We start from the raw sequence: 13115 nt of genomic DNA, 5'->3' as shown, positions 1-13115 counted from the left end.
CTAAAAAAGGGACATTAAGGATGAATTTTTTTATGTAAGCTTTTATAATAGAGTAAGAGAAGGCAAAGAGGTGAACATATTTGTTAGAAGGTTGGTTTTTATGGTTTATCCTATTTTGGGTAGTTGTGCTCATTTCATTAATGGCGATAGGCGGATTTTTTATGTTCCGCAAATTTTTAAAAGCTTTACCGAAGCAGGACGGTAAATCTGATTTAGATTGGCAAGAGTATTATTTAGATAAAACCATTCATTTATGGGGACAACCTGAGAAAGAGCTTTTATATGAACTTGTAAGCCCCGTACCTGAGCTATTTAGACAAGTAGCAAAGGAAAAAATAGCAGGAAAAATTGGCGAGCTTGCTTTAGAAGAAAAAGCATCAGCCATTAACCATGATCTAATTATTCGTGGCTATATTCAAGCAACCCCTAAGCGCGACCATAAATTTTTACGCAAAAAATTAGATGAAATGCAAATTGACATTTCCCCATATGAACATCTATTTGATTAATGGTACGCTGCACAAAAATCTGTGCAGCGTTTTTACTGCTCTTCGTTAAGTTAAAGTTTTTCTATGCTGTTATTAAACAGTGTTTCCTTCTATTCAGGTACCGTGTTCTATCCGCTAGGCAACTGTATATATATAAGATTTTCATTGAAAACTAAGTTCGATTATTTAATAACAAATTTTATTCCTAAATTTTATTCAAACATTCTTGAAGATGATATAAAAATAGAATCTCGTGACCATCTTCTACTATTTCTCGATAAAATAAATGCGAGATTTATTCGATATTCGATATATTTAGAAAAGAACAGAAAGGAATTTAATATGTTGTACAAGCCAAAATGGAGTATAGCAAAGAAACGTTTAAAAAATCTTGTATGCGAATCTTTGTATTCAAGAGTGGATTTTCATGTGATTAACTATCGAAAAGCGCATGATCAGTTAGGTAGAGCTGTTATTACCGTTGATGGTATAGAAAAATTAAGTATGTGCACCATAGTCGCAGAAAGAGAAGAATACTACAGAGAAAGAGAAATTCGGATTCAATCGAGTAATTTAAACTATGTTGATGTAGCGTATAATAGAGGGGTACAAGAACAGGCTCATGAGCAATTAAAAAAAGAAGGAATCTACGGACAGCATGACTTCTTTTTTGCATTAGAGACGTATTTTAATTCGTCAATGGACGATTTATTAAAATCTAATAATCCTTTAATAAAAATATTATGTATTTTAGACCGACGCATAGGAAAAAGAACATTATACAAAATGGAAAATATCATTTCAGAAGAAAATACATTAGTTCAGGAATTTTATAAGCTTCATTGTAACGCAGAAAATATACGTCTTAGTATATAAATAGCTCCTATTTTTTTCTATGAATCGCAATTACATTTTAATCAAACTTTATTCAAATTTAACATCACCTGGATACAAAAAAACTACACCAGATGATTCTTTCTAGTGTAGTTTTTCTATTATTAATTCTTCAATGAAATTGTTTTTTTGATTCTTTTAAATTGGATAAGCATTGCAACTCGCCAAGGGACTAACATGGCGAACGCCAAAATCCAAAACATTCCTGCTAATTCGCCAACATCAATGGAGCTACTTAATAGCACTTTTGCAACAATACGGATTACTAATAACCCTACTAGTATAAAAACGAATGCTTTCGAACGTTTTAAATAAATATCTTGACCTTTTACTTCAAATTTAGAAGTGGCAATTAAGATTGTTGAGAACACTATACCGACTGCTGTCGCCTCTAGAATCTCCATTGGCGACACTCGAAATTGTTCAAATAAAAACATTACTGCACCTGAAGACATCGCAATAGGTGGAATGATAATTTTCTTCTCATTTGTTGGTTTCTTGGATGCTCGCACACGTAAAACCATGACAAAGCTACCCATAAAAATAGCCATTATAGTTGAACCTATAACATAATATTGAGAAGGGATATTGCTAAACATAAAATTTCCTCCTCTAATGTCAAATTAACAATTTTATCCAATCAATTGATCAACTACAGCTTTTAATCTTTCTGGCTCGAAAGGCTTTGTGATAAAATCCTTCGCACCACTTTCAATCGCTTCCACGATTAACTTCTGTTGTCCTAAAGCCGTAATCATAATTATTTTTGCATTTGGAAATTCAGGGATGATTTCTTTTACTGCTGCGATACCTGTCATAACGGGCATTGTTACATCCATCGTTACAAGATCTGGTTGTAACTCACGATACATCGCTACAGCTTCTTTACCATTGGCTGCCTTGCCGACTACCTCATAACCCCATTCAGTTAACATATTACTTATTGCAACACGCATAAATAGCGTATCATCCACTACTAAAACTGTAGGCACATGTTCATCTCCCTCCACGTTAAAGTACGGTATGTCTCTTTAGTTTAGCAGATTAGAAGCCTGTAAATTCACCAAAAATAGGCTGTAAAATGCGTGTTATATACGTTAATCCATCAAAGAATAATAATACCCCAACGGCAATCATAATATAACCGCCGATCTTCACAATTTTTTGGCTGTGTGTACGAATCCAAGTCATACGTGAAATAAAGAAAGATAACACGAAGAAAGGAATCGCAAAACCTAAATAATAAGCTAACATATAGCTAAAGCCTGAGCTTGGATTTGCACTAGCTAATGAAATAATCGACGCTAAAATTGGACCTGTACATGGTGTCCAGCCAGCCGCAAAGGCTATTCCAATTAAAGCTGATCCCAAATAACCAGATGGTCGATTTTTAAATTGAAATTTTCGATCCTTCATTAAAAAGTCAATTTGTAGTAATCCCACAATCATTAAACCAAATACAACGATTAAAATGGCCCCAACCTGGCGTAATAATGTTTGATAATTTAGGAAGAACTCTGCTGCAAATGATGCCCCTAGTCCAATCATTATAAAAATAATTGAAAATCCTAGTAAAAAGAATAATGTGTGCAAAATAGCACGCTTTTGCATCATGCCTCGTTCCGATTTTAGCTCATCTAATGTCATACCCGTTATGTATGATAAAAATGCTGGATACAGTGGAAGGGTACACGGTGAAATAAAGCTTAAAAACCCTGCACCGAAAGCTAAAAATACGTTAATATCAGTTTCCATATTTTTCATTCGCTCCTTACAGTTACTGCTTCCATCGTACCAAAAATCACTGTAAATTGCGCCCTTCCTGTTTGTGAACGTTTCTTGACAAAAGGGTGTTGAAAAAGTGAAGTTCCAGCATATTATCATACACAATTTAATTTTCAAACCTCATTACACCGAGGTGTATTTGATAATGTACTTCTGCATTATGCGCCCCGTTGTATTATCTGTCAACAAAATTCCCCATAATTCTACATACAGTGTTACTTGGCTGCTCTTAGCGCTAAAGCAGTAAGGTTTTTTGAGCTTTTAGTTGAATATCGAACACTGACTTTCAACCATTAATCGACCACCTATCTTCTTTGCTTTCCTTGAATTTTGAGGTGGGTTTCTTGTACCTGACGCTTCGCTTTTGGTACAAATAAATTATTGCCCCTTAATGCGAGGATAACGGATTCATTTTTACACAGTGAGTAAATTACTTTTCATCATGTATAATAATAACGATACAGGAATAGATAGAGATAAATGAGGTGTAGCTCCTTGGAATTTAAAAAAATTAAACCGAAAAAAATATATGAGGAAGTATCCGAAATCCTCTATGAAAAAATTAGAGCTGGCGAACTAAAGCCTGGTGACCGACTTGATTCTGTAGAACAACTTGCTGAACAATTAGAAGTAAGTAGATCGGCCATACGAGAAGCTCTTTCTGCTCTAAAAGCAATGGGGCTTATTGAAATCAAACAAGGTTCGGGTACATTTGTTAAAAGTATCAAATCTAATCAGCTTGATTTTCCCTTATCAACGGCCATTTTAACAAATAAGCAAGGTGTCTCTCATTTGTTAGAAGTACGTAAAATTATTGAAGTGGGCGCAGCGGCTAGCGCAGCCATTCACCGCACAGAAGAAGACATAAAATCAATGATGCAAATTTTGGATGAAATGCAACAAGTACAAGGAGATGGCGAACTAGGTGAAAAACTAGATTTTCAATTTCACGCGGCCATTTCTTCTGCCTCTAAAAATCCCCTTCTTGCAACAATATTAGACCAAGTCTCTAACGTAATGATCGAAACGATGAAAGAAACACGCCGAATTTGGTTATACTCTAAAAAAACAACAAGCGAAAAACTGTACGACGAACATCTACAAATTTTCCTCGCGATTAAACAGCAAAACGAAGAGCTAGCAAAGCATGCCATGGCAATGCATTTAAGTAATGTGGAAAAGGTCTTAATGCAATATTTTGAAACGACCAAATCAATAAATTGAAGCTTTAATCAGTGGGGTTTTCTTCATCCCCACTGATTATTAGTCTTCACCAATCGTTCTTCTATGGGCAGCTCATCTCTCAACTACCTCCTTTACTTTCGCTGAATTTAGGCAGTGTTTTGTACCTGACGCTTCGCTTTCGGTACAAATCAATGACTGCCCGTTAATGCGAGATAAAGTAACAGCAACTGCCTAATTTTCACAAGGAGCTTTGCCTTTTATTAATTTGAAAAGTTGTAGTATTATAAAAACAATACTCACTAAGTCATCAGATGACCTGTTGATTAGTTGTTTTGAGGGGAAATAAAGACAAAAGGAGCGATTATCATGAAAGTAACACTATTTGCAACTTGTTTAGTTGATATGTTTCAAGGTGATGTAGGAAAAGCTGTTGTCGAAGTTCTTGAAAGACTCGGCTGTGACCTTGACTTTCCAGAAAATCAAATTTGCTGTGGACAGCCTGCCTACAATAGTGGCTATGTTAAAGAATCTAAAAATGCCATGAAAAAAATGATCACAGCATTTGAACATGCCGAATATGTCGTCTCCCCTTCTGGTTCCTGTGCTTTTATGTTTAAGGAATATCCAGAAGTGTTTAAGGAAGATCCTGTTTGGGGGCCGAAAGCGCAAGCATTAGCAGATAAAACATACGAGTTTACAGAATTTATTGTTAATGTATTAAAGGTCGAGGATGTAGGTGCACGTTTAGAGGGTAAAGCTACTTATCATACTTCCTGTCATATGACACGCCTGCTCGGTGTTACGGAAGCACCGTTTAAACTATTAAATCATGTTAAAGGATTACAGTATGTAGAACTCCCAGGGAAAGAACGATGCTGTGGATTTGGTGGAACATTTTCGGTAAAAATGGGCGATATCTCAGGAGCAATGGTCAATGAAAAAGTACATGATGTTGAAGAAACAGGGGCAGACATTCTAATCGGTGCTGACGCTGGCTGCTTAATCAATATTGGTGGTCGAATTAATCGACAAGGAAAGCCTATTAGAGTCATGCATATTGCGGAAGTATTAAACAGCTGATCAATTATGCCTCGACATAATTGCGTTCAGAATCGGCTTTGTGCTTGGATACTCGCTGAAAGAAGCTAAGGGGGGTAAAAGAAATGTCAATGAAAACAAGTGATGAAGACTTTAAACATCGATTAACGAAAGAATTAGAAAATACCTTTATGCGTGGAGCTGTGTCAAGCGCACAGGAACGCTTTCAAACACGTAGACTAAAACAAGCTGATGAGCTAGGACATTGGGAAGAATGGAGATTACACGGTGAGGAAATCCGACAGCATGTGCTTGCCAATTTAGATTATTACTTATATCAGCTGAGTGAAAATGTCTCTAAAAGAGGTGGACATGTTTACTTTGCGCAAACTGCGAAAGAAGCAACAGACTATATTCAAAGTATCGCAAAAAAGAAAAATGCTACTAAAATTGTGAAATCGAAATCCATGGTCACGGAGGAGATTAATTTAAACGCCGCTTTAGAACAACTAGGGTGTGAAGTCATTGAAACAGATCTTGGTGAATACATTTTGCAAGTAGACGATCACGAACCACCTTCTCACATCGTTGTTCCAGTTTTGCATAAAAATAAGGAGCAGATTCGAGACGTTTTTAAAGAAAAGCAAGGCTATGAGAAAACAGAAAAGCCTGAGGAACTAGCCCTTTATGTACGTGAAAAATTAAGGAATGAATATTTAACAGCAGATATTGGCATTACAGGCTGTAATTTTGCTATTGCAGAAAGCGGCTCGATTACACTCGTTACAAATGAAGGGAACGCAGATTTAGTAACAGCTTTGCCTAAAACACAAATTACCGTAATGGGAATGGAAAGAATCGTTCCCTCTTTCGAAGAGATGGAAGTGCTAGTAAGTTTATTAACAAGAAGCGCTGTCGGGCAAAAGCTAACAAGCTATATTACAACATTAACAGGGATCAAAGATGAAGGTGACACTGATGGACCTGAGGAATTCCATTTAGTAATCGTTGATAATGGACGCTCGGACATTTTAGGCAGTGAATTTCAGCCCATTTTACAATGTATTCGCTGCGCAGCCTGTATCAACGTCTGTCCTGTTTATCGTCATGTTGGTGGACATACGTACGGCTCTATTTATTCAGGTCCAGTAGGTATCGTTCTTTCACCATTATTAGGGGGCTATGATGATTTTAAGGAGCTTCCGTATGCTTCCACATTATGTGGAGCTTGTACTGATGCTTGTCCTGTCAAAATTCCGTTACATCAGCTTATTCTTAGACATCGCCAAGTAATTGTTGAAAACGAAGGAAAAGCTCCTATATCGGAAAAGTTATTAATGAAGGCATTTGGTTTAGGTGCTTCCTCCTCTACCTTATATAAAATGGCGACTAAAATGGCATCACCAGCAATGTCTCCATTTACTAAAGACCATAAAATTTCAAATGGCCCAGGTCCACTAAAAGCATGGACAGAAGCAAGAGATTTTCCTGCTCCAAATAAAGATAGTTTCCGTGACTGGTTTAAACACCGTGAAAAAGGAGGCGAGGAATAATGACAGGTATCATTGAAAAAAGAGATGCATTTTTATCAAAAATTGCGCAACAGCTTGGGCATACCCCAAAAACAGAACTTACACGACCAACGTGGCAATATCAACCACAGGATCGAGTCCTAAAAGGTGCAACTAAAGATGAATTAGTAAAGGTTTTAATTGATCAATGCAAAAACATTGAGACAGAAATCGTCATAACAAATACAACTAATCTTTCAGATGAATTACAAAAAGTAGTTGAAAATTACGGAGGCCATTCTGTAATAACGTGGAAGGACGAGCGTTTTCAAAGCTATGGACTATCATCCTTAATGACTAAGCAGTGGCCACAAATGAATATTCAACTGTATGAATGGGACTCTGAACAACCAGAGGAAAATATCCACCAGGCTGAAAAAGCTAACATTGGTATCACGATTAGTGAAATAACATTAGCAGAATCAGGAACTGCTGTTCTGTTTAGTAGCAAGGATAAAGGTAGATCCGTCAGCTTTTTACCAGAAAACTCTATTATTTTGATTCCGAAAAGTACAATTGTTCCACGAATGACCCAAGCCGCTCGCTTAATTAGTGAAAAAATAAGAAATGGAGAACAAATTGCCTCCTGCATCAACTTTATTACAGGTCCAAGTAACTCGGCAGATATCGAAATGATTCCAGTCATTGGTGTACATGGACCAATTAAAGCAACTTATATTGTGATTGAGGATCAGTAAAATAAAAAATAAAACAGGCATGCCGTTCATTTTTGCATACCTGTTTTATTTTTGTGACTATCTTGATAGGTTAAAACCCTCAACTTCGATGATATGAAATGATTTTATCCTGCCGTTCGCTCTGTCAGAGTTCCGTTCGTATAAAACTCTGGATGTGCTTCCTTTAAGACAGATGTTCGCAGCATCACTAGCGATATCGTTATGATAATAGCACTAGTAACAAGTAAAATAACCGTTGCTGGGAATGTATCGTACAAGATACCGTAAACCATCATACCAATCGGCATCATAGACATTGCCATTGTTTCCATCAGTCCAAAGACACGTCCACGATATTCTTCTGATATTAGCCTCTGCATATAAACTCCAATTGGCATGTTAATTCCCATTTCAAAAATAGCAAAAATAAAATAAATCACAATGTAAAAACTAACAATTCCTAAATAAGAAAAATCTGTAACTAACGGAACGACAGCGAGCCCCAAGCTACTAGCCAACAGCAATAAGCTGATTTTAGAGAAACGTAGTGGCGCCTTAACCTCTGATCGTGTAGCAAAATAAAGGGAAGCAACAAGCATCCCAACTGCTCCTGATGCCTCAATAAAACCAAAATGAGTTGATTTTACTTTTAGTAATTCAATAATAATATACGTTCCTCCTACAACGATGGCGGAGAAAAACAAATTAATCCATAAAGAAACCCACATAACAGTTTTAACGACTTTTTGTTGCTTAATATAACGAAAACCATTAGTAAGCCCTGCCCATATTTTTTCCTTTTCCACATCTTGCCCTCTTGTACTATAAAGATTAAAATTCATTGTCGATTCTAAAGTAAAAGCACTCGCATAGGCTACCATATTGATCATTAAAAAGACGTCCAATGAGAAAAATCCGTACATCATTCCCCCAATTACTGGCCCACCAATCGCAGCCACTGACGTAGACAACTGATTGAATGACATTGCTTTTTGTAAACGCTCTGGATTGACTAATGTAGCAATGGAAGATGAAAACGTTACACCTGAAAATGCAGAGCATATCGTATTGAATATTGTTGTCACATAAATAGCATAAACTGACATTCCAACTGTTTCTGTATAAAGAAGTAAGCCCCCAACTGTCAAAATTGTACCAGCCTGTGCACTAAGAATCGTGCGCTTTTTCGAATAATTATCTGCCACATAACCTGCCACTGGTGCTAGTAGTGCTCGTGGTAAAACAGAACATATCATATTGGTTGCAAAGCTCATTGCTGATCCCGTCATTGCTAAAATATACAAACTGAACCCAAAGGCCAGCACATTTGCCCCAAGCATCGAAATCATTTTACTAGCTGTAAATGTCCATAAATGATACGTTGCCTTTTTATATTTTTCTGCTTCAGTCATCCAAAACACCTCCGTTTTTTTAACTAAATTAAAAAGTTTAATTTTATTAAACAAAATATAACACACTTCCCACTTTTCACGCAAGTAAAAGTTTAATATAATTAAACATGAATATACTTATTAATAAAAAAAGGAGGCGAGGCAGTGGACTCTTTAGGCACACGAATTCGCAAATTAAGGAAAGAACGAAAATTAACATTAGAGGCACTTGCCGGTGATCGTCTAACAAAAGGTATGTTAAGTCAAATTGAAAATGATAAGGCCAAGCCCTCGATGGAAAGTCTTGAATATATCGCGGAGCGTTTAGGGGTAAAAGCAAGTGAATTACTTGAAGAAGTAGCACCCTCTACAATTCGTCAACTTTTAGAGCAGGTGGAAATTTTATATGCAGAAATACAACTTGGTGATACAGAGAAGCTGCAGCAAGTCATAGAGATGATTAAGCCGTATGAAGAAGAGCTCCCACTTAGCTATGAAGCAGGTCGTTTATTGTATATATATGCAGCAGCACAATATCAAATGGGATTAACGACATGGGAGTCCCCTCTCCAACAAGCACGCTTCATGTTTAAAGAAATTAATTTACTGAGCCATTGGTTTGAAACTTATATATTACAGTTGGCCATATTCACGGAAGGTCGAAACTATAAAATGGCTTATTCCTGTATTTTACAGGCTAAAAAAGAGGCTGAGCAAGAAAATTATCAATTAGATTCACGAGATACTGGGAAAATGGCTTATTATATTAGCATTATTCAATTAGCAATCGGAGAACATGAAGCAGGTAAACAACTCGTTAAAGATACCATTGTCAATGCACATAAAAATCAATTTTACTATTATATCGATGATTTGTACCGTATTGCAGCGTTTTGTGCCATGGTTGACAATGATTTCGAGCAAGCAGAGCAAATGATAAAGAAGCTTGAGCAGTATCGAGTTTTTGCCGAACAAGTAGATGTAGATGCATTTATTTTCACATTAAAAGCACATTATTATAACAATTACACTCATGATTATGAAAAGGCACTAAAAGAAATAGAGCGTTTTCGTCCACTCATGGAATTGGGCTCCATTAAATTTGATAAGAACTTATATTACTGTGAAAAAGGAAAATCCTTATATTTGCTAGGTCGATATGAAGAAGCTAAGAAAGCATTTGAACAATTTACAAACATTCCTTCATTCATCCTGCATCCATTTGACATATTAGGCTTTAATGAATGTTTTTCCTATAAAGCTCTTTGCTATGCACATTTCGGTGAATTGACAACAGCCTATGAAATTGCCAAGATGGCCTATATGGATTCACACGATTTAATCGACCTTCCTTATAAACAAAAAATTGAGGAAACTTATTATTCAATTAAAGCACAAATAAATTCGGTTCAATAATTATTAATGGGATTGCACACTTAAGATATATGTGCAATCCCTTTTCTTCTAGCTCAAATTATCTTTTCTAATTTCTTTCTGAATTTTACGCAGTGCTTTTTTTGATCCACGCTCTATATCATGCTGAAGCTTTCGTTCTTTATAGTCCACAAACAATGTCTCTAAATCATATCCTTCGGGGTATAATTCTGTTGCCGGTAGCTCCAAAGTCAGTCGCTTGATATTTACATCCATAAATTCGCTCTCATAAAACACGACAACATTATAGTAATTATCCATTTCTTTAAAGACGATTCCAACGTCATCATGATCTAAAAGCTTCACACGATCTCCCTTCTGAAAATCATATTTAACTTTGATACCCTCTTTTTCAATCTTAGGCTTCCTGATTTTACTATCCTTAACACGTTCCAAGTGATATTCCTTATTGGCCAAATAATCTTGCGCTCTTTGCAATACTGTTTCGCGTATATTCATCTTTTTGGAAATCCATAGCGCATTACTTTCTCCAGATGTTCCGATAACTAATTTATATAACGGTTCCAATGTTTCACTATTAAAACGCATAGCCGCATTCATAAAATCACTATGCATTTCAGAGAAACGCTTAATCTCTCCATAATGTGTAGTCGCCACTGTTATACAGCCCATATGATAGAACTCCTCCAAAATGGAAATGGCTAATGCAGCACCTTCATTTGGTTCAGTACCACTACCTATTTCATCAAATAGTAAAAGCGTATTATTATTGGATGCCCTCATAATGTCTGAAAGATTTTTTATGTGAGATGAAAACGTACTCAGTGCATTTTCAATACTTTGATTATCACCAATGTCGACAAAAATATTATTAAATATAGCTATTTCAGTTCCTTTATCTGCAACAATATGAAAGCCCGACATGGTAGCTAATGTTAACAAGCCAATGGTTTTTAATACAACTGTTTTTCCACCAGCATTGGGCCCTGTAATAATTAAACTGCGATAGTCTTTGCCAATTTCAAAATGAAGTGGCACTACTCCACCAGTTAACAGTGGATGCTTACAATTGACGAGCTTAATATAGCCACAATCATTTAAGCTCGGCTCTACGCCTCCAATATACTTGCTATACTTAGCTTTAGCAAACACCATATCATATTGGCTAATTAACTCCATGTTGATGTTGATTTCACGAATATTTTCCATCAGGAGCCCTGATAATGTCGCCAAAATCTGATATTCCTCCACCGCTTCCTCTGCCTTCAAAATGGCCAATTCCACATTTAATTTAGCGACTGCACTTGGTTCCATAAAGACCGTTGCACCTTTAGATGAAACCTCTACTACAGTCCCTTGCACATGATTTTTATAGGTAGCCTTAATGGGTATCGTGTAGCGATCATCCTTTTTACTTATAAAGAATTCCTGGATGTATGTTTTATTTGCACTACTATTTAAAAATTTAGTTAAGCGTTCTTTAATTTTTTCCTCTGTTGTTTCGATATGATTTCGGATACGCTTTAATTCTCTGCTAGCAGCCGAATCAACACGATTTGCTTTAATTGCAAAATTAATCTCCTCTTCTACACTTTTAAATTCAGCCATCGAATTAGCATAGGATGCAAGTACTGGCGCAAAAAATTCCTTTTCCAGCATAAATTTTTTAATTTTTCTACAGCCTCGTAAAAAGTCTGAGATGCTAACTAACTCGCCTGGGTCTAAAATGATTCCCTTTTCAAGCTTTTTAATGGTATTGTCAATATTCGATACCCCTAAAAACGGGACATGGCCTTCCGCGTCTAAAATTGCTCGTGCCTCAGTCGTTTCATTTAAACGGTTTTTAACAACCGTCAAACTTGAACTAGGCGTTAACTTATCTAATAACTGTTTACCTAAACCGCTGACACAGTAAGATTTTACGATATCCTTCAATTCATTGTATTGTAATTTCTCTAGAGTAGTTTGATTCATTTTTGCTTTCTCCTCACTATGATTTTTTCATAATCATTCATGAAGATACCTACTCATTTAGATAGCAATGATTTTATATTGGTTCTACTTCAAATGTTGAGGTTTTGGCAACTGCCCCTCCCTTCCCACTAACTGACTGCAAAGCCTGTTTTTCGGCAGGAGTACTGGTGGATGGACATCTCAGACAAATCGAATAGAACCTTTATATTCAATAAAAAAACAAAAAAGCTGTGGGGATACCACAGCTTTTTACAGTACAAGGCATGTGTAAGAAGCATTCTGAAAAAGACCTCATCAAAATGAAGTACATTCAGATCATTACACGCTTTATAAAGTATTGTAGGTATCTTCATAGGTTCGAAATAAATCCACGACAAAATTAAGGGTAACTTTATGACATAAATCCCCTGTCGTCATTAAATTTATTTCATTTAGTTGTTCCTATTTAGAACCTACCGCACTCACAAAAAGCACCTCTCATTTATATAATGTATAATCATTGTTATCTAATTGATTGCCATCATATTACTATATGCTGGCAGAAAAGTAAAGTTGCTTATTTTTGTCTTACAATAACATGTGTGTTGATTAACCATTTTTATACATTCGAAGAGGCTGATTTTCGCTACGGGCTACAATCAGTAAAAAATGGAAATATATTAGCTCTTCACCAAAACGTGTGGTTGATTTCCGTTCCGACTGGGCGCTTTGTTGCTG

General features: G+C 36.1%; 12 protein-coding genes. 7 read left to right on the top strand and 5 right to left on the bottom strand.

The annotated features are described in order from the left end of the window. The first annotated feature begins 80 nt into the window (after positions 1-80). A complete protein-coding gene (locus QRN68_RS14495) occupies positions 81-509 on the top strand; it encodes a DUF2621 domain-containing protein (protein ID WP_285397603.1) in 429 nt (142 codons plus the stop codon). Positions 510-830: 321 nt separating this feature from the next. Continuing rightward, on the top strand, positions 831-1364 hold the full coding sequence (locus QRN68_RS14490; RefSeq protein WP_285397677.1) for an SF0329 family protein: 534 nt from the start codon (positions 831-833) through the stop codon (positions 1362-1364). Between the two features lie 122 nt (positions 1365-1486). On the opposite strand, the gene QRN68_RS14485 is transcribed toward QRN68_RS14490, so the two are convergent. Genes QRN68_RS14485 through QRN68_RS14475 form a run of 3 tightly spaced genes read right to left on the bottom strand, consistent with a single transcriptional unit; the run spans position 1487 to position 3137 of the window. Next, on the bottom strand, positions 1487-1981 hold the full coding sequence (locus QRN68_RS14485; RefSeq protein ID WP_285397602.1) for a CcdC family protein: 495 nt from the start codon (positions 1979-1981) through the stop codon (positions 1487-1489). Positions 1982-2014: 33 nt separating this feature from the next. After that, positions 2015-2392: a response regulator gene (locus QRN68_RS14480; RefSeq protein WP_285397601.1), complete on the bottom strand. Its 378-nt coding sequence runs from the start codon at positions 2390-2392 to the stop codon at positions 2015-2017. A gap of 34 nt (positions 2393-2426) precedes the next feature. Beyond that, entirely contained in the window at positions 2427-3137 is a 711-nt protein-coding gene (locus QRN68_RS14475; protein WP_285397676.1) for a cytochrome c biogenesis CcdA family protein, read from the bottom strand. Between the two features lie 525 nt (positions 3138-3662). Between QRN68_RS14475 and QRN68_RS14470 the strand changes: the two genes are divergently transcribed. The 4 genes from QRN68_RS14470 to QRN68_RS14455 all read left to right on the top strand — a co-directional run bounded on the left by QRN68_RS14470 (position 3663) and on the right by QRN68_RS14455 (position 7659). Continuing rightward, complete coding sequence (locus tag QRN68_RS14470; RefSeq protein WP_285397600.1) at positions 3663-4391, top strand: FadR/GntR family transcriptional regulator; 729 nt, start codon at positions 3663-3665, stop codon at positions 4389-4391. 327 nt (positions 4392-4718) lie between these two features. After that, on the top strand, positions 4719-5432 hold the full coding sequence (locus tag QRN68_RS14465) for a (Fe-S)-binding protein (protein ID WP_285397599.1): 714 nt from the start codon (positions 4719-4721) through the stop codon (positions 5430-5432). Positions 5433-5515: 83 nt separating this feature from the next. Beyond that, positions 5516-6943 carry a LutB/LldF family L-lactate oxidation iron-sulfur protein gene (locus QRN68_RS14460; RefSeq protein ID WP_285397598.1) on the top strand — a complete coding sequence of 476 codons (1428 nt, stop codon included), beginning with the start codon at positions 5516-5518 and terminating at the stop codon, positions 6941-6943. Next, on the top strand, positions 6943-7659 hold the full coding sequence (locus QRN68_RS14455; protein WP_285397597.1) for a LutC/YkgG family protein: 717 nt from the start codon (positions 6943-6945) through the stop codon (positions 7657-7659). The genes QRN68_RS14460 and QRN68_RS14455 overlap by 1 nt, the downstream gene beginning before the upstream one ends. A 104-nt stretch (positions 7660-7763) precedes the next feature. Here QRN68_RS14455 and QRN68_RS14450 read toward each other — a convergent pair whose 3' ends face one another. Next, the gene (locus QRN68_RS14450) at positions 7764-9050 is read right to left on the bottom strand and encodes an MFS transporter (protein ID WP_285397596.1); all 1287 of its coding nucleotides are present in this window, start codon (positions 9048-9050) and stop codon (positions 7764-7766) included. Positions 9051-9194: 144 nt separating this feature from the next. Between QRN68_RS14450 and QRN68_RS14445 the strand changes: the two genes are divergently transcribed. Further along, positions 9195-10445 carry a helix-turn-helix domain-containing protein gene (locus tag QRN68_RS14445; RefSeq protein ID WP_285397595.1) on the top strand — a complete coding sequence of 417 codons (1251 nt, stop codon included), beginning with the start codon at positions 9195-9197 and terminating at the stop codon, positions 10443-10445. Between the two features lie 48 nt (positions 10446-10493). Here the strand turns inward: QRN68_RS14445 and QRN68_RS14440 are convergent, their stop codons facing one another. Then, on the bottom strand, positions 10494-12398 hold the full coding sequence (locus tag QRN68_RS14440; protein ID WP_285397594.1) for an endonuclease MutS2: 1905 nt from the start codon (positions 12396-12398) through the stop codon (positions 10494-10496). Positions 12399-13115: the final 717 nt, after the last annotated feature.

This window comes from Lysinibacillus sp. fls2-241-R2A-57, assembly GCF_030209535.1.
In the GTDB taxonomy this organism is placed as follows: Bacteria; Bacillota; Bacilli; order Bacillales_A; family Planococcaceae; genus Lysinibacillus.
The sequence above is the reverse complement of the archived record's forward strand: the minus strand, read 5'-3'. Positions and strand labels throughout refer to the sequence as shown.

Excerpts from the sequence above, each read along its gene's own strand:
- QRN68_RS14465 (WP_285397599.1), top strand. The coding sequence starts at position 4,719 with ATGAAAGTAACACTATTTGCAACTTGTTTAGTTGATATGTTTCAAGGT.
- QRN68_RS14475 (WP_285397676.1), bottom strand. The coding sequence starts at position 3,137 with ATGGAAACTGATATTAACGTATTTTTAGCTTTCGGTGCAGGGTTTTTA.
- QRN68_RS14450 (WP_285397596.1), bottom strand. The coding sequence starts at position 9,050 with ATGACTGAAGCAGAAAAATATAAAAAGGCAACGTATCATTTATGGACA.
- QRN68_RS14460 (WP_285397598.1), top strand. The coding sequence starts at position 5,516 with ATGTCAATGAAAACAAGTGATGAAGACTTTAAACATCGATTAACGAAA.
- QRN68_RS14490 (WP_285397677.1), top strand. The coding sequence starts at position 831 with ATGTTGTACAAGCCAAAATGGAGTATAGCAAAGAAACGTTTAAAAAAT.
- QRN68_RS14440 (WP_285397594.1), bottom strand. The coding sequence starts at position 12,398 with ATGAATCAAACTACTCTAGAGAAATTACAATACAATGAATTGAAGGAT.
- QRN68_RS14455 (WP_285397597.1), top strand. The coding sequence starts at position 6,943 with ATGACAGGTATCATTGAAAAAAGAGATGCATTTTTATCAAAAATTGCG.
- QRN68_RS14485 (WP_285397602.1), bottom strand. The coding sequence starts at position 1,981 with ATGTTTAGCAATATCCCTTCTCAATATTATGTTATAGGTTCAACTATA.